At 61.3% G+C, this 24,258-nt stretch carries 24 protein-coding genes, 2 tRNA genes and 3 pseudogenes; 14 read left to right on the top strand and 15 right to left on the bottom strand.

Annotated elements, in window-relative coordinates; genetic code table 11:
* Positions 1-215: 215 nt before the first annotated feature.
* Together DM826_RS02270 and DM826_RS02265 are read left to right on the top strand one after the other, a co-directional pair.
* A complete protein-coding gene (locus tag DM826_RS02270) occupies positions 216-1,046 on the top strand; it encodes a bacteriorhodopsin (protein WP_120100983.1) in 831 nt (276 codons plus the stop codon).
* Positions 1,047-1,146: 100 nt separating this feature from the next.
* Positions 1,147-1,377 (top strand): DUF7860 family protein, encoded by a 231-nt coding sequence (locus tag DM826_RS02265; protein WP_120100980.1) that lies wholly within the window; start codon positions 1,147-1,149, stop codon positions 1,375-1,377.
* 690 nt (positions 1,378-2,067) lie between these two features.
* Here the strand turns inward: DM826_RS02265 and DM826_RS02260 are convergent.
* The gene (locus tag DM826_RS02260; protein ID WP_120100978.1) at positions 2,068-4,041 is read right to left on the bottom strand and encodes an aconitate hydratase; all 1,974 of its coding nucleotides are present in this window, start codon (positions 4,039-4,041) and stop codon (positions 2,068-2,070) included.
* A 175-nt stretch (positions 4,042-4,216) separates the two neighbouring features.
* On the opposite strand from DM826_RS02260, the gene DM826_RS02255 reads away from it, so the two are divergent.
* On the top strand, positions 4,217-4,681 hold the full coding sequence (locus DM826_RS02255; RefSeq protein WP_120100976.1) for a deoxyuridine 5'-triphosphate nucleotidohydrolase: 465 nt from the start codon (positions 4,217-4,219) through the stop codon (positions 4,679-4,681).
* A gap of 39 nt (positions 4,682-4,720) precedes the next feature.
* Here the strand turns inward: DM826_RS02255 and DM826_RS02250 are convergent, their stop codons facing one another.
* From DM826_RS02250 to DM826_RS12940, 4 genes are all read right to left on the bottom strand, one after another.
* A complete protein-coding gene (locus DM826_RS02250; RefSeq protein WP_120100973.1) occupies positions 4,721-5,287 on the bottom strand; it encodes a hypothetical protein in 567 nt (188 codons plus the stop codon).
* Between the two features lie 153 nt (positions 5,288-5,440).
* Positions 5,441-5,514 (bottom strand) — tRNA-Lys (locus tag DM826_RS02245).
* Between the two features lie 77 nt (positions 5,515-5,591).
* On the bottom strand, positions 5,592-6,251 hold the full coding sequence (locus tag DM826_RS02240; RefSeq protein ID WP_120100971.1) for a DUF7119 family protein: 660 nt from the start codon (positions 6,249-6,251) through the stop codon (positions 5,592-5,594).
* 96 nt (positions 6,252-6,347) lie between these two features.
* Positions 6,348-6,515 (bottom strand): hypothetical protein, encoded by a 168-nt coding sequence (locus DM826_RS12940; protein WP_165853230.1) that lies wholly within the window; start codon positions 6,513-6,515, stop codon positions 6,348-6,350.
* 293 nt (positions 6,516-6,808) lie between these two features.
* Here DM826_RS12940 and DM826_RS02235 point away from each other — a divergent pair, with 293 nt between their 5' ends.
* The 3 genes from DM826_RS02235 to DM826_RS02225 all read left to right on the top strand — a co-directional run bounded on the left by DM826_RS02235 (position 6,809) and on the right by DM826_RS02225 (position 9,375).
* Entirely contained in the window at positions 6,809-7,141 is a 333-nt protein-coding gene (locus DM826_RS02235) for a hypothetical protein (protein ID WP_120101354.1), read from the top strand.
* A gap of 76 nt (positions 7,142-7,217) precedes the next feature.
* Positions 7,218-8,990, top strand: a complete 1,773-nt coding sequence (locus DM826_RS02230) for a nitrite/sulfite reductase (protein ID WP_120100969.1) — start codon at positions 7,218-7,220, stop codon at positions 8,988-8,990.
* A 91-nt stretch (positions 8,991-9,081) separates the two neighbouring features.
* The gene (locus tag DM826_RS02225) at positions 9,082-9,375 is read left to right on the top strand and encodes a DUF6360 family protein (protein WP_120100967.1); all 294 of its coding nucleotides are present in this window, start codon (positions 9,082-9,084) and stop codon (positions 9,373-9,375) included.
* A gap of 54 nt (positions 9,376-9,429) precedes the next feature.
* Here the strand turns inward: DM826_RS02225 and DM826_RS02220 are convergent, their stop codons facing one another.
* Both DM826_RS02220 and DM826_RS02215 read right to left on the bottom strand, forming a co-directional pair.
* A complete protein-coding gene (locus DM826_RS02220) occupies positions 9,430-10,827 on the bottom strand; it encodes an FAD-dependent oxidoreductase (protein ID WP_120100964.1) in 1,398 nt (465 codons plus the stop codon).
* A 141-nt stretch (positions 10,828-10,968) separates the two neighbouring features.
* Positions 10,969-12,477, bottom strand: coding sequence for a phytoene desaturase family protein (locus tag DM826_RS02215; protein ID WP_120100962.1), 1,509 nt, complete (start codon positions 12,475-12,477; stop codon positions 10,969-10,971).
* A 100-nt stretch (positions 12,478-12,577) separates the two neighbouring features.
* Here DM826_RS02215 and DM826_RS02210 point away from each other — a divergent pair, with 100 nt between their 5' ends.
* Complete coding sequence (locus DM826_RS02210; protein WP_120100959.1) at positions 12,578-13,642, top strand: Brp/Blh family beta-carotene 15,15'-dioxygenase; 1,065 nt, start codon at positions 12,578-12,580, stop codon at positions 13,640-13,642.
* On the opposite strand, the gene DM826_RS13340 is transcribed toward DM826_RS02210, so the two are convergent.
* The 3 genes from DM826_RS13340 to DM826_RS02195 form a co-directional block, all read right to left on the bottom strand.
* Positions 13,572-13,811, bottom strand: a complete 240-nt coding sequence (locus tag DM826_RS13340; protein ID WP_165853229.1) for an antitoxin VapB family protein — start codon at positions 13,809-13,811, stop codon at positions 13,572-13,574. The genes DM826_RS02210 and DM826_RS13340 overlap by 71 nt on opposite strands.
* An 88-nt stretch (positions 13,812-13,899) precedes the next feature.
* Positions 13,900-14,385 carry a nucleic acid-binding protein gene (locus DM826_RS02200; RefSeq protein ID WP_120100954.1) on the bottom strand — a complete coding sequence of 162 codons (486 nt, stop codon included), beginning with the start codon at positions 14,383-14,385 and terminating at the stop codon, positions 13,900-13,902.
* Positions 14,382-14,633 carry a hypothetical protein gene (locus tag DM826_RS02195; protein ID WP_120101351.1) on the bottom strand — a complete coding sequence of 84 codons (252 nt, stop codon included), beginning with the start codon at positions 14,631-14,633 and terminating at the stop codon, positions 14,382-14,384. The genes DM826_RS02200 and DM826_RS02195 overlap by 4 nt, the downstream gene beginning before the upstream one ends.
* 227 nt (positions 14,634-14,860) lie before the next feature.
* Between DM826_RS02195 and DM826_RS02190 the strand changes: the two genes are divergently transcribed.
* On the top strand, positions 14,861-15,130 hold the full coding sequence (locus DM826_RS02190; RefSeq protein ID WP_120100951.1) for a hypothetical protein: 270 nt from the start codon (positions 14,861-14,863) through the stop codon (positions 15,128-15,130).
* A 38-nt stretch (positions 15,131-15,168) separates the two neighbouring features.
* On the opposite strand, the pseudogene DM826_RS13315 reads toward DM826_RS02190, so the two are convergent.
* The 4 genes and pseudogenes from DM826_RS13315 to DM826_RS02180 all read right to left on the bottom strand — a co-directional run.
* Positions 15,169-15,783 (bottom strand): annotated as a pseudogene (locus DM826_RS13315) (replication factor C small subunit); the annotation flags it as partial.
* Positions 15,784-15,786: 3 nt separating this feature from the next.
* Positions 15,787-17,064, bottom strand: a pseudogene (locus tag DM826_RS02185) (replication factor C small subunit); the annotation flags it as partial.
* A 24-nt stretch (positions 17,065-17,088) separates the two neighbouring features.
* Positions 17,089-17,451: pseudogene (locus tag DM826_RS13190) on the bottom strand (AAA family ATPase); the annotation flags it as partial.
* Positions 17,452-17,530: 79 nt separating this feature from the next.
* Complete coding sequence (locus DM826_RS02180; RefSeq protein ID WP_120100946.1) at positions 17,531-19,129, bottom strand: methyl-accepting chemotaxis protein; 1,599 nt, start codon at positions 19,127-19,129, stop codon at positions 17,531-17,533.
* Positions 19,130-19,330: 201 nt separating this feature from the next.
* On the opposite strand from DM826_RS02180, the gene samp2 reads away from it, so the two are divergent.
* From samp2 to DM826_RS02165, 3 genes are all read left to right on the top strand, one after another.
* Complete coding sequence (gene samp2, locus DM826_RS02175; RefSeq protein ID WP_120100943.1) at positions 19,331-19,531, top strand: ubiquitin-like small modifier protein SAMP2; 201 nt, start codon at positions 19,331-19,333, stop codon at positions 19,529-19,531.
* A gap of 68 nt (positions 19,532-19,599) precedes the next feature.
* Positions 19,600-20,088 (top strand): peroxiredoxin family protein, encoded by a 489-nt coding sequence (locus DM826_RS02170; protein WP_120100941.1) that lies wholly within the window; start codon positions 19,600-19,602, stop codon positions 20,086-20,088.
* The gene (locus tag DM826_RS02165; protein ID WP_120100938.1) at positions 20,089-20,568 is read left to right on the top strand and encodes a GNAT family N-acetyltransferase; all 480 of its coding nucleotides are present in this window, start codon (positions 20,089-20,091) and stop codon (positions 20,566-20,568) included.
* Here the strand turns inward: DM826_RS02165 and DM826_RS02160 are convergent.
* Positions 20,562-21,632, bottom strand: coding sequence for a DNA-methyltransferase (locus tag DM826_RS02160; protein WP_120100936.1), 1,071 nt, complete (start codon positions 21,630-21,632; stop codon positions 20,562-20,564). The genes DM826_RS02165 and DM826_RS02160 overlap by 7 nt on opposite strands.
* A 153-nt stretch (positions 21,633-21,785) precedes the next feature.
* Here DM826_RS02160 and DM826_RS02155 point away from each other — a divergent pair, with 153 nt between their 5' ends.
* The 3 genes from DM826_RS02155 to DM826_RS02145 all read left to right on the top strand — a co-directional run bounded on the left by DM826_RS02155 (position 21,786) and on the right by DM826_RS02145 (position 24,225).
* Positions 21,786-22,556, top strand: coding sequence for a 23S rRNA (uridine(2552)-2'-O)-methyltransferase (locus tag DM826_RS02155; protein WP_120101349.1), 771 nt, complete (start codon positions 21,786-21,788; stop codon positions 22,554-22,556).
* 112 nt (positions 22,557-22,668) lie between these two features.
* Positions 22,669-22,743 (top strand) — tRNA-Glu (locus DM826_RS02150).
* Positions 22,744-23,241: 498 nt separating this feature from the next.
* Positions 23,242-24,225: an outer membrane protein assembly factor BamB family protein gene (locus DM826_RS02145; RefSeq protein WP_165853228.1), complete on the top strand. Its 984-nt coding sequence runs from the start codon at positions 23,242-23,244 to the stop codon at positions 24,223-24,225.
* Positions 24,226-24,258 lie beyond the last annotated feature (33 nt).

Below are 24,258 nucleotides of genomic sequence, written 5' to 3'. Positions count from 1 at the left end.
CGAACCGGGAACGACGGCGGTGGTACTCCTGTGGCGACAGGGGTAGCAACTCAGTGGCGACGGTGGTGGCAACTCAGTGGCGATGGTGGTCGCAATCCGGTGACGACGACGTTGCCGGCGTGTGCGTCGCGGCGTTGGTGTATCAGTTTTTGAAATAGTACTTGCGGAATATCCAATCAATTTTAGTGGTCACCGATCGATGGGACAAATGGATTATGGCAGCACTCACAGCAGCCCCACCGGCGGTCGCACTGACAACCGATTTCACACAATCGGAGTTGTTCGCACAGATCGCAGGAAACACATCGCTGTCGGCCTCGTTTTGGGTCAATATTGCCTTAGCTGGGCTTGCGATCCTTCTGTTCGTGTATATGGGACGAAACGTGTCGGATTCGCGTGCCCAGTTGATCTTCGTGGCGACGATGATGGTTCCGCTTGTCTCGATTTCGAGCTACACCGGCCTCGTGTCGGGGCTGACAGTCGGCGTCATTAACGTTCCCTATCCCGGCGGCGGCTCGGAAGATGTGCTTATTATGTGGGGTCGATACCTCACATGGGCGCTGTCGACACCGATGATTCTCATCGCGCTTGGCCTGCTGGCGGGCACCAACCTGACGAAGCTCTTCACCGCTGTCGTGATGGATATCGGGATGTGTATCACCGGGCTTGCCGCCGCGTTGACCACCTCTTCACTGCTGCTGCGCTGGTTTTGGTATCTCATCAGCTGTGCGTTCTTCGTGGCCGTCATCTACATCCTCCTTGTGGAGTGGCCCAAAGATGCACAGGCTGCCGGCACCGCGGAGATCTTTAGCACGCTGAAAACCCTCACTGTCACCCTGTGGCTGGCTTACCCGGTCGTCTGGGCGGTCGGCTCTGAAGGGCTGGCCGTGCTCGGAACCACCCAGACCTCCTGGGCCTACAGCCTGCTGGATGTCGGCGCGAAGTACATCTTCGCGTTCCTCCTGCTGCGATGGGTGACTGCCAATCAGAACGTGATCGGGAGTATCGCCGGCGGCTCACTCGGTTCGGTCTCGTCGGCTGACTGACGACACACGTCGGACCCGGCTTGCGGTTCCATGTTTTTCGCGTATCGACGGCAACGAGGCAACGAAACGCATTTTATCGCTGCAGCCACCAGTGACGAATATGGCTGGACGATACGGTGAACTGGACTACTCAGTCCTCACGAAACGCGGCTTCCTGATTGGGGTCGCGCTGTTTGCGATTGGGGCCCTCGGTGAGCTGGGGCTGACCGCCGCGGGGCTGACGGTGCCGGACTGGGAGCGCGCACTGCTGTTCGATATCGAACTGCTTGGCATCCTGATCGGGTTGCTGTCGCCGTTTATTTTCGGTGTGCTGTTGCCACTGACCGAGTAAGGAGGCCTCAAGCCGACGGGTGCGATCTTGTCGCTTGATTAGACGCGGCAGTGCTGACAGTTTTAGCTACGAGACTGGTGTCACTCGTCGATGTGAGTTGTTCCGAAAGGGGGGTTGCAAGTAAGATTGCAGTGCTACCACCATGTTCAGTGGGGTAGCGGGGTTCTAGGGGGGTCAATGTCGCCGTTACGTCGGTGGCGACACTCATTGGTTGGCGAGTGGAATATAAATACCTGCCGCCGAGAATATCACATTAGATAATTTCGGGTGAAACAGAGCACCAGCGAACGAGTCGCTCTCTCAGGGAGACAAACTTGGCTACAGGACGATCGACAATGCGTCGGCTGGGGTGTGTAGAAAACTGCGAAGGAAGGGAAGTGGGGGAACTTCCACACCTGTTCAGTTGGGGGGTAGTCGCCTTGATTGCATCAAGGGACTACTGTGATATCGGCGGGAGAGATATAAATAGATTTTGCCCTGAGAATCAAAAGTGATATTTTGAGTCGTGATGTCTCGAAGGCAACGATGGGACAAGCGCACCCAACAACCAACGCCACAGGAGATAGCTCCACACGAAACGCTCCCGTTTGCACTATACATGCCACAGTAGCACACAAAAGTCAACGACGCGATAGAGCAACGTCTCACCGTCGTGGGAGGTAATAAAAATCGAACCGGGGAGCGCGCTGTTTAGTCGTCGGCGGGTGCGGCACCGCTGCCGCCGGTTGCTTGCTGTTTCGTCCACGAGAGCTTGCCACCGGCAGCGAGGATATCCCGCTCGCGTTCGGAGGCGTGGAGTTCGGCCGTGAACTCCCAATCGTCGTTGACACGGCAGGTGAACTCCTCGGAGCCATCACGGACGCCGCCACCGATGTCGTCGACGACAACGATGTCGTCGCCCTGCTCGATCTTGGCGTACGTTTCCTCGTCGATCGTCAGCGGAACGATCCCGAAGTTGAACAGGTTCGCACGGTGGATCCGGGCGAAACTCTGGGCGAAGACAGCCTCGATGCCGAGATACATCGGACACAGCGCAGCGTGTTCACGCGAGGAGCCCTGGCCGTAGTTCTCGCCGGCAACGAGGACGCCGCCATCGGCTTCGAGCGCGCGGTCGGCGAAGGTGTCGTCAATCCGGGAGAGGGTGAACTCAGAGAGCTTCTCGATGTTCGACCGGTACATCAGGATGTCCGCCGTCGCGGGGATGATGTGGTCGGTCGTGATGTTGTCCTCCATCTTGAGGATGGTCTCGCCGCCGACCGTCTCATCCAGGGAGTCCTTCAGCGGCACGTCGCCGATGTTGGGGCCCTTGATGAGTTCGTCGTCGATCGACTCGTCGGGGCTGATGAGGTCGGCGTCGGAGCCGTCGTAGCTCTCCGGCAGTTCGATGCCCGGCGGTTCGAGGTCGCCGAGTTCCTCGGCGAGATCACGCGGATCGACGATTTCGCCTTTGATCGCCGCGGCGGTGGCGACCTCCGGCGAACAGAGGTAGACGCTGTCGTCTTCGATGCCGGAGCGACCCTCGAAGTTGCGGTTGAAGGTTCGCAGCGAGACGGAGTCGGAAGCCGGCACGTGGCCGATCCCGATACAGGCACCACAGGTCGCCTCCGAGAAGTTGACCCCGGCGGCCATCAGCTCGGCCGTCCAGCCCTGGCGGGCCAGAATCTCCGCGGACTGTTTCGAAGCAGGGGCGACGATCATCTCGGTGTGTTTGGCGACCTCGCGGCCTTTGAGCATCTTCGCGCCCGGCAGGATGTCCTCGTAGCTGCCGTTCGTACAGGAGCCGATCATGACCTGCTCGACGCGCTCGCCTTCGACCTCGCGAACGGGCACGACGTTGTCCGGCATGCTCGGCGTGGCGATGAGCGGTTCGAGTTCGCCGAGATCGATCGTGATCTCGTCAGCGTACTCGGCGTCGGCATCGGGTTCGAGCTTTTCGAAGTCCTCGGGTCGACCGACGCGTTCGAGGTAATCTTTCGTCTGCTCGTCGGTCGGGAAGATCGACGACGTGGCACCGAGCTCGGTGCCCATGTTGGTGATCGTCGTCCGTTCGGGCACCGTCAGCGACTCGACGCCGGGGCCGGTATACTCGAAGACCTTGCCGACGCCGCCTTTGACCGAGAGGCGGCGCAGCATCTCAAGGATGACATCCTTCGCGGAGGCCCACCCTTCGAGTTCGCCCTCAAGCCGGACGTTGACGACTTCCGGCATCTCAACGTAGTAGGGGCCGCCACCCATGGCGACGGCGATATCGAGGCCGCCCGCGCCGATCGCAAGCTGGCCGAGCCCGCCGGGGGTCGGCGTGTGGCTGTCCGAACCCAGCAGCGTCTTGCCAGGAGCGGCGAAGTTCTCCTTGTGGACGTTGTGGCAGATGCCGTTGCCCGGCCGAGAGAAGTGCGCGCCGAATTTGCCGGCCGCCGAGCGAAGGAAGCGGTGGTCGTCGGTGTTTTTGAAGTCGAACTGGTAGGTTTGGTGGTCGCAGTACTGGGCCGCGAGCTCAGTCTGGACGTCTTCGAGCCCGAGGGCCTCGAACTGCAGCCAGACCATCGTGCCGGTCGTGTCCTGCGTGAGGGTCTGGTCGATTTCGATACCGATCTCCTCTCCGGGGGTGAGTTCCCCTTCGACGAGGTGATCGTCAAGGATTTTTTCTGTAAGTGTCTGTCCCATAACGTTCGCTCGTCGTGCCTACGCGGACATAAATCCCGCGTATGCCGTGAGAAACCCGATCAGAGCCGGTAGGAGGCTGCTACAGCGGGTTCGACCCACCAAGCCACGGGTCACGATGAGACCACAGCCCACCGGCTCCGGTACTGTTTTCGGCGTTGCCGGCGACCGCTCAGCCATGTTTGAATCCGGCGCGTTCGTCGGCGAGTACCTTACCTCAATCACCGACAGCCAACTCCAACCCAACGGCGTTGACCTCACCGCCGCCGCGATCTACGAGCAGACAACCGCCGGCCGGATCGGCCGGGACGGAAAGACGATCGGCGATCGCCAGGAGATTGACGCCGACGACGGCGTTTTTCGGCTCGATCCAGGAGCGTACGTCCTCCAGTACGCCGAAACCGTTCAGATCCCTGAGGGCCACATTGGCTTCATCTATCCGCGGTCGTCACTGATGCGGAACTCCTGTATGCTACACACGGCGGTCTGGGACGCCGGCTACGAGGGCAAAGGCGAGGGGCTGCTGGAGGTGCATCACGACATCGAGATCGAAGACGGCGCGCGCATCGGCCAACTTGTCCTCGCCGAAGCCGACCACGAGACAACCTACGACGGCGACTATCAGGGTGAACGAACGGAGTAGCCCCTCACAGCGACGAGAAAACACTCCAGAACAGCTGCGTCAGTCGTCCATGTCGATCGCCGTCAGGTCAGTGTCACCGACGGGCGGTGCTTTCCTGAGTTCGGGGCCGACCATCGACATCTGGTAGACAGCGTCGGGATCGAAATGCTTGTGTGTGAATTTGAAGACGGTGTGTTCGAGCGCGCCGTCAAGCGTCGGGAGGGTGCGGATGAGTCGATGGCGGGTGCCGTTGTTGCGATCGAGGACGTAGACCTCGATGTCGTCAGTCGGCACGAACACGTCATCGGGTTTGAGCACGACCTCGTAAGGGCGGTTCGTGTGGCTGAAAACGAGGGTATCGGCCAGCGGGTCGTTACCGAACTGGACGATCTCGGGGGCTGCGGCCCAGCCGGGATCCAACACGCGGTCGATCTCACGGTAGTCGACGATGTTACGGATCGTCGTCCGCTCGCGGATCTCTTGGAGATCCGGCACCGACCGACTCTGGAAGGAGACAACAAGATCTTTGACGAGACTCCGGAGTGAGTCGTCGCTTGCCGCCGAGTCGGTGGCTGGCTCGGTGGCTTCAGAGCGGATAACGTTTGGTGAGGTTTCGTGTCGTTTCATCGATGGATCGAACCGCTTCCGGTGTCTATCTCCTCTTCGTGGTGGACTCTCAAAACTGTTTCTCACAGTTGAGTAGGCAGTTGCGGTCAGCAGGCACGCATCGACACAGAGAACCGGTGGTTCGGAGAGCTTGATTATCCTGATACAGGAAAACGGGCTGGGAGGGAGTTGAACCCCCGACCGTCTGGTTAAAAGCCAGACGCTCTCCCTAACTGAGCTACCAGCCCTCACCAGTGCTTGCCGGCAGGCGGTGATAAGGGTTTTTACATCGGTGCGGAGCAAGCGTCGACGGCGACGCCCTCGGCTACTCGTCGGCGAAGTAGGCGGCCAGCGCGTCGGCGACGATATCCCCCGGCGGCCGGTTATCCATCGATGCGCGGTGCCGCAGTTGGATATACTCCTCGGTCGGCAGCGTCACCGTGAGTTCGCCGGGCGTGATATCGTGATCGCGGAGTGCGGTTTCGGTGTCAGCGCCGTCGTTGATCGCGCTGGCGATCGACCGGATATCCCGCACGGTCAACTCGGCATCGAGACTCGCCCACGCCAAGAGATACCGATCCTCCGCGGGCACGCGAGCGATATGCTTGGCGGCGGTCGGCGCGATATGCCCGCGGGCAACGTGGCGGCGGATCGACTGCGGGAGATCATGGACGCGCGCCCACTTGCGGATAAACGAGACGGTGACGCCGTCGCCGGCGGCCTCGGCGGCAGCCTTGTAGGATCCCCGGCCTCGAACGAGGGCTGCACAGGCCGCCGCGCCGCGCAGCATCAGCACGTGGTCGTTGCCACCGACCGCGCCGGTCGCAAAATCGTGGACGACCTCGGCGGCCTCCGCGACGCTGTCGGGGTCGTCGGGATCAAAGTCGACCGCGTCGGCGGCGCGCTCGCCGGTGATCTCCGGATCGGCGCGGACGACGGGGGTGCCAACCGGTGTATCGCGGTCTGAGCCGTACTCCGTGGTCATTTACCCAACAAAGAACTGCCCGGGACAAAAGTGCCGCGCACGGTGGTAGCCGTCGCGGCAAACCGCAGGCAAAAGCGGGGCTCCATCCGCACGGTGTCAGTCCTGGTGAGCGGTGGCGTCGCGTGACTCGGGTGCGGCCTCGTCGACAGCGTCCTCGGCGGCCGCCTCATCGGCCTCGCGCCGCTCGGAGAGGTGTTCCCAGATCTCGGTACAGCCGGCTCCGTCGGAAAGCTCCGCGAGATGGTCGGCTTCCTCAGTTTGCATCGCTACCCTCCGTGGCCCCGACACGTCGCCGAGTAGAGATCGCTGCAACAGTGGTGATGTGCGTCGTTTCGGTCATCATACTTCCATAGTAGTCCATCCGTCTTAACCAACATCGAACCCGTAACACTGGCCCGCGCTCGGTGATACCGGATCGTGTTGCAGCTATACCGGACGCCGACTTCATTCCAAAACCACACGACGACGGTGGATTGTGGTATCGAAACGGTGTCACCGGTGCGGTCAGCGATTGCAGCGGGCGACTCCTACAGGTAGCCGGCGACCCAACAGACTGTGTGAGCGTTGCCCTACGTATCCTCGATGACGGCGCGTGGCTCTCGGTGAACGACCAGCGACGCGTCAGCGTCAGCGAACTTTGGCGGCTCCATGCCCCCGAGTTTTGTTCCTGTGAGCTTGTCGACTTCATCGCCGAGGGGTTCACCGAGGTCTCCGCCGACGGCCGCGATGTGGCGGTGACGACCTACGGCCAGTGTATCGAGTGTGGGGAAAGCGGCGTCCCCGGGAAACTCCCGGTTGGCTACATTCACGAAGGGGAATACCGCAACTACGACCGCGAACACGTGATAATGGAACCGATTACGAACCGGTCGGACAGAAACCAGCAATAGTATCCGGTTTAGTGAACCACCGGGGATGGTTGACGCGGGGGCGGACTGTTTACAGGTAGAGCTATTGGGTGGGCATATGCCAACTGACGTTGAGCGATGGAAATCGGAGGTCTACGGCAATGAGATCCGAGAGCATCTCATGGAGTTCGCCGAGCAAGGCTGGGAGTCGATCCCAGAAGACGAACACGACGCCTGGTTCGAGCGGTTCAAATGGTGGGGGTTGTACCACCAGCGCAACGGCCAAGAGAGCTACTTCATGATGCGGATCGGGACGCCAAACGGCGTGCTCAAGCCGGGGCAAACCGAGGTCGTCGCCGAGATCGCCGACGAGTACGCCCGCGGTCCCGAAACGAACCCTGAGTTCGGCGATGGCTACGTCGACTGGACGACACGGCAATCGATCCAACTGCACTGGATCAAACTGGAGGATATCCCGGAGATCTTCGAAAAGCTCGAGGCCAACGGCCTCTCAACCCAGCAGGCCTGTGGTGACTCCTGGCGGAACATCGTCGGCAACCCGATGGCCGGCAAGGCCCCCGAATTTGTCGACGCATGGCCCGTCATCAAGGAGCTCAACGAGACGTTCAAAGGCAACGACGACCACTCGAATCTGCCCCGCAAATGGAAGGTGTCGGTCACCGGCTCGCCGGACGGCTCCGGCCAAGGCGACATCAACGACCTCGCACTTGAGCCAGCCTCCAAAGAGATCGACGGCGAGGAAATCCGCGGCTTCAACGTCCGTGTCGGCGGTGGCCTCTCGCGGAACGAACCGCGCTTGGCCCGTGATATCGATGTCTTCGTCCGCCCCGAGAACGCGGCTGAGGTGGCCGGCGGCATGTCCGCGCTGTTCCGCGAACACGGCGACCGCGAGGATCGGTACAACGCCCGGATCAAGTTCCTCGTCGACGAGTGGGGCACCGAGAAGATGCGCCGCGTCCTCCAGGAGGAGTTCGTCGACTTCGAACTCGAAACCGCCGGCGAGGACATCCGCGAGCAGTACACCTACAACGCCGGCGGCGAGGAACACGGCGACCTGATCGGCGTTCACGAGCAGCGCGACGGCAACTACTACGTCGGCCTCAACGTCCTCGTCGGCCGGATGGGTGCCGACGACACGCTCGAACTCGCCGACCTCGCCGAAGAGTATGGCTCCGGCGAGGTTCGCATCAGCCAACGCCAGAACGTGATGATCACCGACGTTCCGGAAGACGATCTCGACGACCTCCTCGACGAGCCACTGCTTGAGGACTACTCGCCGGATCCCCATCCGTTCATGCGTGGGTCGGTCGCCTGTACCGGCACCGAATTCTGTTCGCTCTCAATTGTCGAGACCAAAAACCGCCAAGTGCGCTATGCCCGCTGGCTCAAGGAGAACGTCGAGCTGCCCGACGGCGTCGAGGACTTCCACATCCATCTGTCGGGCTGTACGGCCTCCTGTGCCCAGCCGCAGATCGCCGACATCTCGCTGCGCGGGATGAAGACGCGAAAGGACGGCGAACCGGTTGAGGCCCTCGATATCGGTCTCGGCGGCGGCCTCGGCGAAAACCCACAGTTCGCCCAGTGGGTCGGCCAGCGCGTCCCAGCCGACGAAGTACCCGGTGCGATCGAAAATCTGCTGGCAACCTTCGAGGCCAACCGTGAGGGCGGTGAGACGTTCCGTGAGTTCATCGCCCGCCACGACGAGGCGGAACTGGAGGAGTTCATCGAGCCCAAGGAGACGAGCTACGAGGATCCCTACATGCACAACACGAAGATGACGTGGTACCCCTACGCCGAGGACGACGACATGGATGCCTCCCCCGCGCCGACCGACGGCGAGGGCAACTCCATCGCGCCGGCTGACGACTAAGCCGCCTACACTATCGCTCATCACGCTGTTTTACTCGATTGAAACTGATTCGAAACAAAGCCTCAAGAACCAGCCCCGCCTATCGGCGGCCATGTCAGATCGACTCCTCTCGGTCAACGCCTACACGACACTCGACCTGCTCGACGGGGAAGCCGAGGCCCACGAGTTCACCGAATCAGCCTACGCCGTCGTCAACGCCACCGCGCCGCGAAAGAACCCTGACCACGTCAAACTGGAGATGGAACTCGATAACGCCGAACTTGAGCACCTACCAGCCCACGCTGACCGGGTGCGGCTGACGCCGGAGCAGGCGCGAACCATCGCCGCTGATCTCGAAAAATACGCCAGCAAGGTCGAGGCCAATCTCGACGATAGCGACGACTAACGTCGCTGGTTCTGCAAAACGCGGTCGTGGGTTCTGAAAACGCGGTCGTGTCGATTAGTCGTCGGCCGCAGCTGAATCGACGGCGTCGACCTCGATGGTATCATCATCGGCATCGGCTCGCGGGAAGTGGCCGATAGTCGCCTCGCGGAAGGCCTCCTCGTCGAACTCGTAGTCACCCTCCAGGGAGTCCAGCAGGGTGTGGGTGTCCCGCATCGCGTTTTTCAGACAGGTCGACGCGCCGGGCGAAGGCGTGATGTTGAAGATGATGTCGTCACCGACGATCTTCGCTTCGCCCATATCCAGCGATTTGTTGGCGGTGTCGACAATCTGTGGCCGGATGCCGCCGTAGCCTTTGGCGCGCTCGATGTCCTCCAACTCGACGGTCGGGACGACCTTCTGGACATCCGGGAGGAATCGTTTGCGGCCGATGACGGGAAGATCATAGAGGAGGTTTTCGAGAACGAACGGGAGCAGAATCCGATCGGCCATGATGTTGGCGTAGCTGAGGAACGCCGCTGGCGTAAAGCCGAAGACATCGAAGAAGTCCGGCACCGACGAGAGCCGACCGCGTTCGAGCCCGGGGACAACCTTCGCCGTTGGCCCGAACCGTGTGATGGAGTCGTCGTGTACCTCCGCGTCACCGTGGACGGCGGCGAAGGGGAGTTTCTTCATCTGCAGGGTGTAGACCTTGCCGTTCAACAGCTGGTCGTCGGCGATGAAGAAGCTCCCTGCGACCGGGAGCAGCGACATATCCTCACCGTAGTCGAGTTCCTTGGCGATCTGAAGGCTGTGAGAGCCGGCGGCGACGACGGTCGCATCCGCGTCGAAACGGCCCGAATCGGTGGCGATGGTATGACCGTCGAGCGTCGGCGTGATGTCGGTAACTTTCGTGTCGGTGTAGATGTCGACATTGGCCTCCTCGCGGGCCTGCTCGGCGAAGGATTTCGTCGTCTCGCCGTAGTCGACGACGTAGCCGTCAGGGGTCTGGAGGGCGAGCAGGTCTGTGTCGGGATCGCGGCCCTCAACGACCTTCGGCTCGATGTCGGCGATCTCGTCGCGCTCGATGGGCCGGAGTTTCGGGAAGAGTTCGCCGAAGCCCTCCTCGTGGTAGCGCGATTCAAGTTTGGGGACTTCCTCGTCGCCGACCGCCAGCACCATCTTGCTGCGTTTCGAGTGCATCTCGCGGTCAGGGTCGTGGTTTTCGAGGTAGCCCGCGAGTAGCTCCGCGCCCTCCTTGACCTCCTCGGCTTTTTCGAGCGTGTAGTTGGTCTCGATGTCGCCGAAATGGAGGGTCTGGGAGTTGTTGGTGTGATGGGAGTTGATCGCGCCGAGTTCGGGCTCCTTTTCGATCAGTGCAATCGAGTCGATGTCGGTGAACTTCGCGGTCGTGTACAGCAGCGACGCGCCGCTGATGCCGCCGCCAACGATCACGAGGTCGTATTTGCCAGACATGGGTGGATCTACCGCCGCTACGTCGACTGTCGTGCTCCGCACTGATAACTCATATTTTTTGTCGCCGATGTTTCGACAAATGACGAATTCTGCATCGACAGTCAAGCGGTTGCGTTCGCCGCCGCGTCCGCCAGCGTGAGATCAGTCGGCCGCCGCCGCGTCAGTTGTGAGCGTCGGATGATCCTCCAGAACTGCGGTGGCAGCATGTTCGCCGCTGAGCAGACACATCGGCATCCCGATCCCGGGTGCGGTGAACCCACCGGTGTAGTATAGCCCGTCGACGCCGGTTCGGTGTCCCGGCCGGAACGGCCCGGTCTGCCATAGCGTGTGGGCTAAGCCGAGGGCGGTTCCCTGCGGGTCGCCAAACCGGTCGACGTAGTCGTTGACGCAAGCGGTTTCCTCGACGACGATGCGGTCGCGGAGGTCGACGCCGGTGTTGGCAGCCAGGTCGGCGAGGATCTGCTCGCGGAACTGAGCCCGTCGCTTGGGCGTGTCATCTAATCCGGGTGCCAGCGGCACCAAGACGACGACCGCGTGGTGACCATCGGGGGCGACCGTGTCGTCGGTCACCGAGGGCACCGAGAGGTAGTACGCTGGCTCGTCGGGCCACCCCGGATCGTCGAAGATGTGCTCGAAGTGGGCGTCCCAGTCGGTCGGCAACACGAGTGTATGGTGGGCCAGCGGCTCGATGTCGCCCTCAACGCCGAGATACAGCATAAACGCCGATGGGCCGTAGGTTCGCTCCTCCCAGTACTCGGGGTTGTGGTCGCGAGCGGCCGGCGGGAGCAACTCGCGTTCAGTGTAGGCCGGATTGGCGTTGCTGACGACGACCTCGCTGTGGTCGGTGCCGCGGTCGGTCGCGACGCTGAGACCATCACTGGTTGGGGTGATCTGTTCGACGGTCACCCCGGTTTCGATGTCGACCCCCTGCTCGCGGGCAAGCGTCGCCAGCGCGTCGACGACGCCGGCTATCCCACCCTCGGGATAGAACACGTTGAGGTTGAAATCGACATGCGCCATGATGCTGTAGAGCGCGGGCGTGTTGTGTGGCGCACCACCGAGGAAGACAAGCGTGTACTCTAAGAGCTGCTGGAGCTTTGGATGGTCGAAGTACCGGGCGACGTAGTCGTCCATCGTGCCGAACAGCCGAAGCCGAGGAAGCATCGGGATCAACGCCGGATCCAGATAGTCCCGGAGTCGCTCGCGGCCGGCGTACAGCACCCGCTCCATCGCCAACTCATAGTTTGTGGCGGCGATGTCGAGATACCGATCCAGGGCCGCCCCCGCGCCGTCCTCATAGGAGTCGAAGATGTCGTGGATATTCGCGCGATTCGGCGCGATGTCGACGCTGTCGCCGTCCTTCCAGTGGACGCGATACTGTGGATCGAGGCGTTCGAGCCCGTAGTAGTCGCTCGGCTGTCGGTCGAACTGCCCGAAGAATCGCTCGAAAACGTCGGGCATGAGATACCACGACGGCCCCATGTCGAACCGGAACCCGTCGCGTTCGAGCACGCCCGCGTGGCCGCCGAGGTGATCGTGTTGCTCGTAGAGTTGGACGTCAATCCCGGCGTCGGCGAGGAAGGCTGCCGCCGCGAGTCCGCCGAACCCGCCACCGACGACGGTCGCCTGCTGTGGCTGACTGCTGCCCATATCGGATCATGGGGCGGCCCCCGTATCGGCTCGCCGGGCGTTCCCAGATCGTAGGACTGCGCGGCCCCATTTATATGTGAACAACCCCCACAATCGTCGTATGAGCGCGCTCAGTGCGCGGGCAATCAGCCGACTGTCTCACCGGACGGACAATCACCCGTCGCTGCTGCTCTCACGGGTCGCGTTGCTGGTAGTCGCCGTGACGTTCGCGGCGCTGGCCGCAGCCGGGGTGTCGGTGCCGATGGAGGCCCAGATGGTCATCTATCTCGTGGGGATGATCGCGCTCAACCTCCCCCACGGCGGCTACGAGCACGTCGCCAACCTCCGGCGGCGACGCCCGGACTTTCGGTGGCGGTACGTCGCAGTATATCTGGCGGCTGTTGGTGGCTTCCTCGGACTGCTGTTGGTTGCGCCGGTTGCGGGCTTGGCGCTGGCGGTCACTGTCGCCATGGCGAAAGGCGGCCTCGGCGGGGTGAAGGTACTCGATGCGACCAGCGGCACCGACCACCTACAGACGCGGGCCCAACGGCTGCTGGCGGCCGGCGTCCGGGGCGGGAGCGTGATGCTTGTACCCATCGTCTTCTGGCCCGAGACGTTCCATGCCTTCAGCGCGCTCATGGTCGGTCTAGTTGAGCCGGGCGGACTCGCGCCGTATGCGGCGTACTTCGATGTGACGCGGCCGGTGATCGCCGCCGGGTACGGGCTGGCACTGGTCGCCCACATCGGGTTGGGCTACGTGCGAGGTGGCGGTCGCTCGTGGCTCGTCGATGCTGGAGAAACGCTGCTGTTGGCGGCGTATTTCGCGGTCGTGCCAGTTGTCGTCGCCGTCGGGCTGTACTTCCCGCTGTGGTACTCCACCCGGCAGGTCGCCCGCGCACAGACGGTGCGAGAGCCACCGGTCGGCGACGATCAGTGGGATCTGCTTGGCGGTGACGACCCGACGACGACCGCACTCCGAGCGTGGGGGCTGCTCGTCGCGGGTGCGATGGCAACGGTCGCTGTGTTGGCGGTCGTCTACTGGGCTGTGCCGAATCCGTTTGCGAACAGCACGCTGCTGGCCGGCGCGGTGGCATTCTGGAGCATCTTCATCAGCATCATCGCGCTACCCCATGTCGTCGTCGGCTCACTGTGGGATCGCGAGCGCGGGATCTGGTATGTGCCCTGACCGGTGACGGTCGCCGCCTCGACCGCTCAGCGTTGAAATCGCGGTCTCGTGTCACCAGCTGGCCGCCGTGTTCGACGACCTCGCTGAAACTCTCGTCGTCGCGTTTCAGGGCCCGCAACTGCTCGTATGTGGACTCGGTGACCGTGATATTCGTCGACGCGATAGGCACACGTACGTGTATCTAAAGCATTGTGTCACTGCTGTGCAACGAGACCGGGTATCGATATAAACTGGCCTCAACACTCACGAAGCAAAAGCTAGTCATCTGTTCGGTGGGACTCGTCCAGTTGCCGGATACCGCGTTCTACAATGGCTCGGGTCACGAAAAGACTCGTCTCCTGCTGGAGTGCGTGCATGAGCGATGCGGCTTGCTCTCTGTGTAGCATTCCACGGTGGTATCCGAGGGCGATGATGCCGATGGAGCCGTGGACATCAACACCAGCCTCGGAAGCGGCCTCCCGAGCAGCGAGATCATCCGTCAGAAACGTTACGTCGTAGTCGGTTGCGACTGCCAACGCGGCGCGTTCGCCTGCATCCAGCTCCGTGGATGGAACGGGCCTCGCTGCCGCGTCAACGAGTTCATACGAGCGGTCGGATAATCCGTCGGGAATACCACCCGTCTCGACTTCCGCATAGACCGTCTCCGGTATCAGGAGGGTATCGAACGCTGCCAGTAGTTCGAGGGCATCGATTTCGGCAAGATGGATAAGCGGCCCAGCATCCGAGACAGCCGCAAGTGTCACGCGTTGAGACCCCAGTCGACATCCTCTTCAACGATCTCTCGCTCCCGTTCAGCACGCTCAACCTTCGTCCGGCCGACGCGGTCGATGGCGTCCTCGCGGTCGAGGTCGCCGTCGAGGTATTGGGCGAGCACCAGATCGTCCCACAGGTCTTCAAGCCCGCGTTCGAGCGCGCGCTCGAAAACTTCGGACTCGGGAAGCCCGCGGGCTTCCGCAATTGCTCGAACCCGGTCGGAGATTTCAGCGGCCATGCTGTGTGGTTGTTCGGCATCGGTCATAAATCCGCGTCCGTCGTTCAAAGTCGGCCTCGGCACTCATAGGGCTCGTCACCGGCAGGAGCCACCCCGCCTCGGAGCGGTGCTATCGTCATCGGCCACCGACAGTAACGTGCGACACGGAAAAGACGGTTGCGCCTCGGCTGTCGCCGCGTGCCATTCGGTCACAATATTCATTATCGACACGCTCCTATCGAAGGTGCATGCGATCATCAGACAAAAAAGCAACAACAGCGGCGTCAGTCGGAGCCTCAATCGGTGCGTCACTCGGTGGGAAAGCCGGCCCGTTCGGGGCCGGGATCGGCGGCGGTCTCGGCGGGGCAACCGGATACATCGCCGGCGCGCTCGTCCCCAGCTGCGGCTGCTGTGGCGGGAAAAAGAAGCTCCTTCCCGATGGCGGTCAGCCGGTCGCTGAGCACAATGCCGGCGACAGTGGAACGGACGGCGTCTCAATTCCGGTCACCGAAGAATAACCGTACCCATCGCAGTACGCACGGTATCAGTTGGAGAATCAGTTCTCGTCTAACGCCAGCGACGCCAGCAGTGCCTCAAGTTGCACCTGTTCGTTCGCGCCTTCCGTAATCCGGTAGTCGGCCTCGCCGATCCGCTCCATCAGCCGGACGGCCGCCCGTTCGTCGATCCCGAGATCCCACACCGACCGGTGCAGTTGGTCGATGATGTCGCCACCGGCCATGCCGGTATCGGTCAGCAGGGTATCGAGTGTCGCCCGCGATTTAGCGAAATCACCGTTGATCGCGTCGGTGACCATCGCCTCGATCTCCTCGGGACGAGCCGTCGACGTGATCAGATAGACCGCTTCCTCGTCGACGACTTCGCCTGTTGTTGCCGCAGCCTGGAGACTGTTGATCGCCCGGCGCATGTCGCCGCCCGCTGCGTAGACCAAGGCCTCCCGGCCGTCGTCGGTGATTTCGATGTCCTCAGCGGCAGCGATCTCGTCGATCTGGGCGGCGATCGCCTCGTCCGACAGCGGCGAGAATCGGAAGACGGCACATCGCGACTGGATCGGATCGATGATCTTCGAAGAGTAGTTACAGGAGAGAATGAAGCGGGTGTTGTCGGAAAACTGTTCCATCGTCCGGCGGAGTGCTGACTGGGCGTCGTCAGTATTGTGCGTGAGAATCCCGTTAGCGAGCATGAAGTTCGGCGTGTCGTCCATGCTGATGTTGTAGGCTTTCCCGCGGTGGCTGTACTCGATGCGGGAAATCGTCGCAGTTTGAACGTCACCTCGGCCCCCGTCAGCGACGAGTCCGGGTTCGAACTCCTCGCGTTCGTAATGCTCGTGGTGGGGGAGGTCGCCATCTCCGACGACAACGAACGTGTATTCGTCACCGTAGGTATCCAGAAACTCTCTAACCTTCTCGGGTTGACCCCACAGTTCGGCGACACCTTTGACTTCGATCACAGTATCATCAAGCAGGAAGTCGGGATGGTACACCGAATCCGACAGTTCGAACTCCGGTTCGTACTCGTACTCGATGTTGGCCTCTTGGAGTGCCTTGGCGACCTCGTACTCCCAGTCCGAACGGACGAGATGGCCGAGTTCCTCGCTGTGTCTGATATTTCCACCCGTCGGTTCGTGTCCCTGAAGTGCTTCGGAAACCTTTTGAGCGACTTCGGGATCGCGCATCGGGTTGTTATCGCCACTGATGTCGCAGACCGGGTAATCGCAGTTCTCGGTACTTTTTTCGATCAGTCGCTCGCGTTCGTCCTCGTCCAAGTCGGTCCACCACTCCGACATCGTTTCGCCGATCTGTTCTTTCACGGATTCCGCATCAGCGTCAACGACCCACTTTTCCCACGGAGTTCCGGCTCGCATCTCACTGAGCGATTCGCGGACGCGTTCGACTGTCTCTTCATCCATTTTCCAGACGTGGACACCGTGGAACGCACCGCCGTAGTTCGGGTTGTTCTCGCCAGCGAACCGCCCATCTGCGAGTTTCTCGACGATTTTCTCCCGTCGCTCGTCTGACCACTCCGTGCCGTACATCGGGTTGCCGTCGCCGCTCATACTGCGGCTGTGGCCTTCGTCCTTACAGTCGATGGAGCAGAACCGTCCTGCTGTCCAGTCGCCGCAGATTTCACACCGAGAGACACCGATGTCGTCTTTAAAATCCGCGATCTCATCGCCAGAAGACAGCTCTCGAAGCTCTTTTTCGATCAGTTTGCCATCCGCTCCAACCACGAAGAACGGATGGGTTGGGCTCGCATGGATCGTCCGTCCGTCATCCAGTTCGACTTCGAAGAAGTCCGCAACGCCGGAGTCAACGAGGGTTCCATTATCCGACTGAATCTCGTTTGTCTCGAAGTCAACCGACGGCATCGGTTCACCGTCTTCGGCGACCTCCTCTATCGGTTTGACCTCCGGTTTCGACGGATATCCCGTCACGACTTCCGTGCCCGGCGGCACACACAGCGAGTCGGCCTCATCAAGGAAAATAATCCGGTAGTCGTAGCCGCCGAAGGAGGCGCGGGCGAAGTTTTTGATCCGGTCGCGCACCACGTCGATCCCGCGCTGATCGGAGGCGTTGAGTTCGAGGAAGTTCCCCTGCCAGTCGTCGCCGTATACCTGCCGGGCGATGGCGGTCGCGGCGGTCGTTTTGCCGATGCCCGCCCCACCCGAAAACAGGAGATGCGGGAGGTCGTGTTGATCAATGTAGCTCTGGAGGCGTTCGACAATGTCGGCTTGGCCCTTGATGTCGTCGAGGGTCTGTGGCCGATATTTTTCGATCCAGATCTCCCGACCGGTGGCCCCCGCGGCGTCGGCGTCGCTCATACCTGTGGTGGCGGCCGGGAGGCTGATAAACGCCCCGAGACGTGGTCGCCGGAGAGAGACGCGGCAGCGTTCAAAGAACCTAGCTGCTGCGAAGTTGATCGACGCGATCTTCCAGTTCGTCGATCGCCTCGGTCTGTTCGTCGGTTGCGGCGACGATGTTCTCGGCGGCAGCGTCCGTCTCGGAAGCGTGATCGCGGGCCTCCTCAAGCGTCGATGTCAACTCTTCGACGGTCGCCGCCTGGTCGTCAGTTGCCCGGGAGACCTCGGCGATCCCGTCGGCGGCCTGATCGACGGCGGCCGCGATATCCTCGAAGGCGGTCAACACGTCGTCGATCTGGTCGCCGGCCGTTTCGATCTGCTGGTGGCTCTCTTCGGCTGCAGTGATCGTTGAGTCGGCCTGCGACTGGAGGTCGTTGATGCTTTCGGTGATCTCCTCGGTGTGTTGGCGCGTCTCGTCGGCGAGGTTTTTCACCTCGTCGGCGACGACCGCGAAGCCATCCCCGTCCTCGCCGGCGCGGGCGGCCTCGATGTTGGCGTTCAACGCCAGCAGGTTGGTTTGTTCGGCCACATCGGAGATGACCTCGACGACGTTTTCGATGTCGTCCATCCGCTCGCCGAGATCGGTGACCGACTCGACAAGTTCCTCGCCGAGCTCGGTAACGTCGGTGGCAGCAGCATGCGCGTCTTCGGAGGCAGCAAGCCCATCGTTGGAGGCCTCACGCGCCGTTTCGGCCGCCGAGTCGACCTGTTCGGCGGTGGCGGCGACCTCCTCCATGCTTGCCGAGAAGGTCTGCATCTCATCGACACTTTCCGCAAGCAGTTCGTTTTGGTTATCGACATTGGTGGCGATCCCGTCGGCCGCACTGACCGCTTGCTCGACGGAGTCCGCAAGGCGGGCTGCCTGCTGGTCGACCTGGGTGACGACCTCTTGGAGGTTGTCGGCCATCCCGTTGACCTCTGCGACGACGCCGAGCAGCTGATCGTCGACGAACTCGGTGTCATCGAAGGCGGCACGGGCATCCAGCTGTCCGGCGGTCAACGCCTGCAGCGTGCCGGACACCTCAGCGACCAAGGCCTCGGTCGCCTCCTGGCGGCGACGCTCCTCGGTGAGATCCTGTACCATCTCGACGGCACCAACCAACTCGCCGTCGTCGTACACCGGCATCACCGTCACCTTGGCGTACCGTTCGACGTTGCCGCTGTGGTCTGCGATCCGGTCTTCCTTGACGTAGAGATGGCGGGACTCGTCTTCGACGGTCAGCCCGTAGACCTCGTCGGCGGTCGTCGGTTCGGCAAGCACCTTCTCGATCATCGTGTCGTCGGTCGAATCATACAGTAGCATTCCGATGTCATCGCGCCCGCGTGCCTCATCAGCGGTGATGCCGGTGAGCTCCATCATATCGTGATTCCACGCCTGGATCGTCCCGGTGGGATCGATCACAAAGGCGGCCTGCGGAATCCCACTCAGCAACACCTGCCCCGATATATCGAAGTCGTGGTCGGCCGCGTCATCGGGCTGCTCATCGGTTTCGATCACCGGTTCGACCGTGACGTCGTCGGTGCCCTCGTCGGCTGTCGCTGCCCCGGTAACCTGTCCCCCATCAGTACGCGGGGCGTGATGCTCGGTGTCGCCACGTCGGAACCGAGCGTGGATGCCAGCCAGCAGATCAAAAAGCATTGTACCACTACTACACAGTCGATAATGATATAGCTTCGGCCACAACGGCAGTATCGGTGCGGCGTATGCGAATCTATTGACAGTTTAGACCATCAATAGCGGTGGGATGTTGCGGTGAGAGAGCAGTATCAATCGGTGTCGACACCAACAGTTCAATCGTGGAGCCGACACGCTTTATGAGTCGCCGGCTATAGCCCTGCTATGGACGTGACCGTCGATGTCGTCAGCGAGACCACCCACGAGGTGAGCATTGACGACGGCGCAACCTACGCCGACCTGCTGTCGGCGATCGACTACAGCCCACAGGAGGTGTCGGTGCTTGTCGACGGCAGCCCAGTGCCGGAAGATCAGCCCGTTGCGGCTGACACCGTGCAGGTCGTCCGGCTGATCAAAGGCGGATAACAGGCCAACCAGCCCGGCTGACGCGCCGGGACGGGAGTATTTTTACTCCGGCGTTCGCTACGGCCGGTATGTACTCGACGCCGACCGACCTCTCGATCGAACTCCCGAACGGGGGGCCGGGGCCCGATCCGCTCCGCGTCGATCAGGTCGATGCCGACTTTGTCGTCCTCCTGTTTCACCGCGATTTTCACTGTAGCAACTGCCAAACACAGGCCAGCGAGATCGCCACCCGCTACGATGAGTTTCGCCAGCATAACGCGGTCGTTGTCTCGATCCTGCCGGAGTCGAAAGAACGGGCCGCCGAGTGGGCCGACAGCTACGACCTCCCGTTTCCGGTCGTGGCCGACCCCGACAGCACAACCGCCGACCGGTTCGGCCAGCCCGTCCGCTTCGGCGTCCTCGGCAGGCTCCACGATCTGATCGGCCGGATGCCGCTGGTGGTGATCATCGACCGCCGCGGCGAGGAGCCACGGCTGGTGTACTCCTATGTCGGCGACGCACCCGGGGATCGCCCGACAGTCGACAGCCTCCTCTTAGAGCTTGAACGAAATCAGTAGATGAGCGACCAGGTGTCGATCCGGCGTGGCGATCCCACAGACCGACTCGCCGTTGTCCGACTGTTCGACGCCGCGATGCTCGATACTGCTGCCGACCGCCTCAGTCGACAACTCAGCGCAACAGACGGGCTGGTTCTCATCGCCACCCGCGAGGAGACACCGGTCGGAGCGATCGCCCTCGATGCCTCGCCAGCGAGCGAGGAGAAGCGAGTCACTGTCGACGGCACGCGGGTCGACAGCGACACGGATCCGGTGCGGATCACAGCGATCGCCGTCCGGCGGCGACGACGCGACCGGGGGATCGGCCGTGCGCTCATCGTGGCGGCTGCCGAACGCGTTGCACCGCGGCCGCTGACCGCCGGGTTCGACGAGGGTGTTCGGCCATTCTACGACGCCTGTGGCTTCGAGATCGACCCTCACAACGATCGGTACTGGGGGGTTCGTTGGCCGGAGACGGCGGCAAGCGAAGCACCTCAGTAAGGAGAGTCCACACCCGCGTCGTCGCCATCGAATGGGGTATGTGTCACCCGATAGCCTGCATCGGTCGAGTCCACCGATTCAGCCGCGTAAAACCGGATTGATTGCTCTTGGTTGGTGCGAACAGGCACGTCGTAGTGGGTTGCGTCGTAACTGAACGTCTCGCCGGCGTCGCGTTCGGCGGCGACGAACTCCCGGTGGGCGGCGAGTCGGTCACCGATGACCTGCCGGGAGAGGGCGGGTACGTCGTCGATCCTGGCTTCGAAGACCGACCCGAACGCCGGATCGAGTTCGTAGCCGACGGAGTTGCGCCCGGCGACGGCCGCCGCCAGTCCGGTTGTGCCGGTACCGAAAAACGGATCACAGACCGTGTCGCCGTAGACGCTGTACATGTTGATCAGGCGGTAAGGGAGCCCGAACGGGAAGGCCGCGGAGCGATCCCGAAGCGCATCGTCGGCGAGCGATTGCTCTACCCCGCGGAGATCAGTCCACAGATCCGAAAACCAGCGATTGCGCTCCTCCCAGAAGTACGCGGCGTTGTACCGGGACTCCGCGTTGGGCTCGAACGATCGGCGGTCGCCGCCGTTACGGAACGGCAACACGTACTCGTGTTCTAACGTGACGTAGGCGTTGGGGGGTACCATCCCGCTGCCCATGAACTTCGCCGCTGAGTTGGCCGGCTTCCGCCAGACGATCTCGGGAAGTGGCTCGAAGCCACGGGTAGTGAGGGCGTCGATGATCCGGGCGTGGTTCTGATACACCCGAAAGCCACCATCCAGCGTTCGGGTCGCATCCCCGATGTTGATACAGGCGATGCCGCCGTCGACGAGAACCCGATCGAGGCCGTCCCAGACAGAATCGAGGATCGCATGCATCGCCTCAAAGGCGGCCTCACCATCACCGGCAGCAAGGTGGTCGCCGATGGCCGGATCAAGGTCGGTAAAAAGCTCGTCCCACATCTCGATCATCGGGTACGGCGGGGAGGTGACAACGAGTTCGACACTGTCAGCCGCAAGGCCCGCAAGGCCGCGGGCGTCGTCGATGACGACCCGATGTGTGGTGTCCATCCGTCGACTACGTAGATGGGTGTCACGGGCATAAAGTATCCCCACGGGCGGAGTGCGGCACGTCTTTGCGTCTGCGTGTCGTGGCTCGGATATGGACACACTCGCCGATTCGAGCACGAACACCCGTGAGCGGCCGACCCCGAGGTGGAACCTGTGACCCGCAAAGACGAATACTACAACCGCGCCAAACAGGAGGGCTACCGCACGCGAGCGGCCTACAAGCTCAAACAACTCGATCGGGAGGCCGACCTCCTGAGCCACGGCGACACCGTCGTCGACCTTGGGGCCGCCCCGGGCGGCTGGCTCCAGGTCGCCGCCGAAGAGGTCGACGAAACCGGTACCGTCGTCGGCGTCGACTTCCAGCGCATCCGGGAGTTGGAGCACGCAAACATCGAGACGATCAAGGGCGATATGACCGAGGAACGAACGAAAGATCGGCTCAGCAAAACGATCGGCGAGGGCGGCGCGGATCTCGTCATCTCGGATATGGCACCGAATATGACCGGCGAGTACGATCTCGATCACGCCCGCTCAGTCCATCTCGCCCGGCAAGCCTTCGGGGTCGCCGAGGACGTGCTGGCGACCGACGGCGATTTCGTGGCAAAGGTGTTCCAGGGACAGGATCTCGACGCGCTCCGCGAGGAGATTGAGGACGCCTTCCAGTACGTCCGGACGATGAACCCCGAAGCCTCCCGGGATAGATCCTCGGAGGTCTACCTCGTCGGGAAACACCGCCTGACCGCACCGATCAGCGTCGGCGAGACCCGCGACGTCGAGATCATCGATGTCGGCGAAGAGGGCGACGGCGTCGCACACATTGACGGATTTACCGTCTTCGTCCCCGACACAACGACCGGCGACACCGTCGAAGTGGAGATTACGGACGTGAAACCAAGCTTTGCGTTCGCCGAGCGCGTCGACTGATCGCCGGCCAGTCACCCGGGCGGTGACACCGACTGTGGGTGTGCAATAGATACACACCCCGGCCGTGATTGATGAGGTTTATGTATGGCCGCGGCGTGACTCGATATGCCGCGCTCGGTTGGTGTAGTCCGGCCAATCATCTTGGCCTTTCGAGCCGAGGACATGGGTTCAAATCCCATACCGAGCATGAGATTTACGGGCAAACCGCCCTATTTTCACACACTCACCTTCTTCAAGAAACTTTTACAAAATACGGAGAATGCTGCCGGGAAATAGCGCGCGCTTCAGTTACCACTCTACTGGGCACAGTCGAATAGCGGTATCTGTCCCTAAATTGAGAGATCAAGCTGTGCAAGATATAGAGGGTTAATACAGTACTCAAATATTGAATTGTAAATAGAAAACAGTCACTCGTAGGTATTGCTGGGTGGAATCTATCGCTTTCGCTGGGTGCAGTAGTGATTTATTGCAAGAATTTTCATACCGGAGTGTGACTCACGAAAGGGGCTTCGGTAGACGACAGATGTTGATACTGGGGGGACTAATTACATCTGGCATCTCTGGCTGTCTCCGGCTTCAGGAGGCTACTGATCCAAATGAGGAAACCCAAACAGGCTCAACTGGGGGAAGTGATGTTTCACTCACGGAATCATGGAGTGATCCGATTGGAGCGTCACACATTTATGTGGATCAAGGCAAATTCTATTGGAACGATTGGGGGGCAGTTGGTCACGCACTCGGCGATGTAGGCCTTGAGTGGTCTCGTGAAGTCACTCATCCGAACATTCAGTCCACCGGCCCTGAACCAGCATTTGCAAAACAGGGTCAATACATACTTTTCGGGTTTAGTCCAGAGAACCCCGAACAGGGGGGCCATTTCCACGCATATAATAGGGCTGGTGAAGAATTATGGGTCTCTGAAGCCCCCTCTGACGGTAAACACAATTTTCCGATTGATGCGACGATCTCAGGAGACATCGCAGTGGTGGGGGCGAGGCAAAAAGGCGGCCAGCTGGATGGTGAGCAAGACCCACTTGTTTGGGGTATTGATGTCGACACCGGAGAAGAACTATGGGCAAAAAGTCGTGATGAACATGAAATGTTGAAGCTCGGTTATGTCGGGAGCCACGATGGAGATATCTACCTTGGCTGGGGAGGCGGGACGAAGGTCCTCAATAAAACGGACGGGACAGTGATCGACTCGAAAGATTCCTGGTCAATTACCTATGCTGCTTGGGGCGGGTCAACGGGTCATGTTCACGGTGAAACTCTCTTTGCTTGTGCACCACAGGGTGTTCACGCATATCCGATTGGTACAAACGGTCTCGAGTGGTCATACTCAGACACAGGGTGGCCCGATGCCCCCCTTGCCGTGGATAACTCTCTCGTTGTAGCCGCGGCAGATGAAGGCGATATATATGCTTTGGAAAGGGAGTCCGGCGAGGAACGATGGACTACAAGTATCACTGGCGCAGTCAGGGCTATCGACACCTCTGCATCCCACGTTTGGGTGGGTGATAGAGAAACTGGATTGACAGGTTATGATCGTTCGACAGGAGAAATAGTACATCGGTCGACCCAACCGCTCGATGGTGAAGATATCGCCGTTGCAAGTGATGAACTCGTGATCGGTGGCGATACCGTCACAGGGTATTCTATCAATTTCTGACTTCAGAACCCATTATTTGTACCAGAGGAGGGG

This window comes from Halonotius aquaticus (assembly GCF_003605575.1).
GTDB classification, from domain to species: domain Archaea; phylum Halobacteriota; class Halobacteria; order Halobacteriales; family Haloferacaceae; genus Halonotius; species Halonotius aquaticus.
This window is presented reverse-complemented; position numbering and strand designations above follow the sequence as displayed.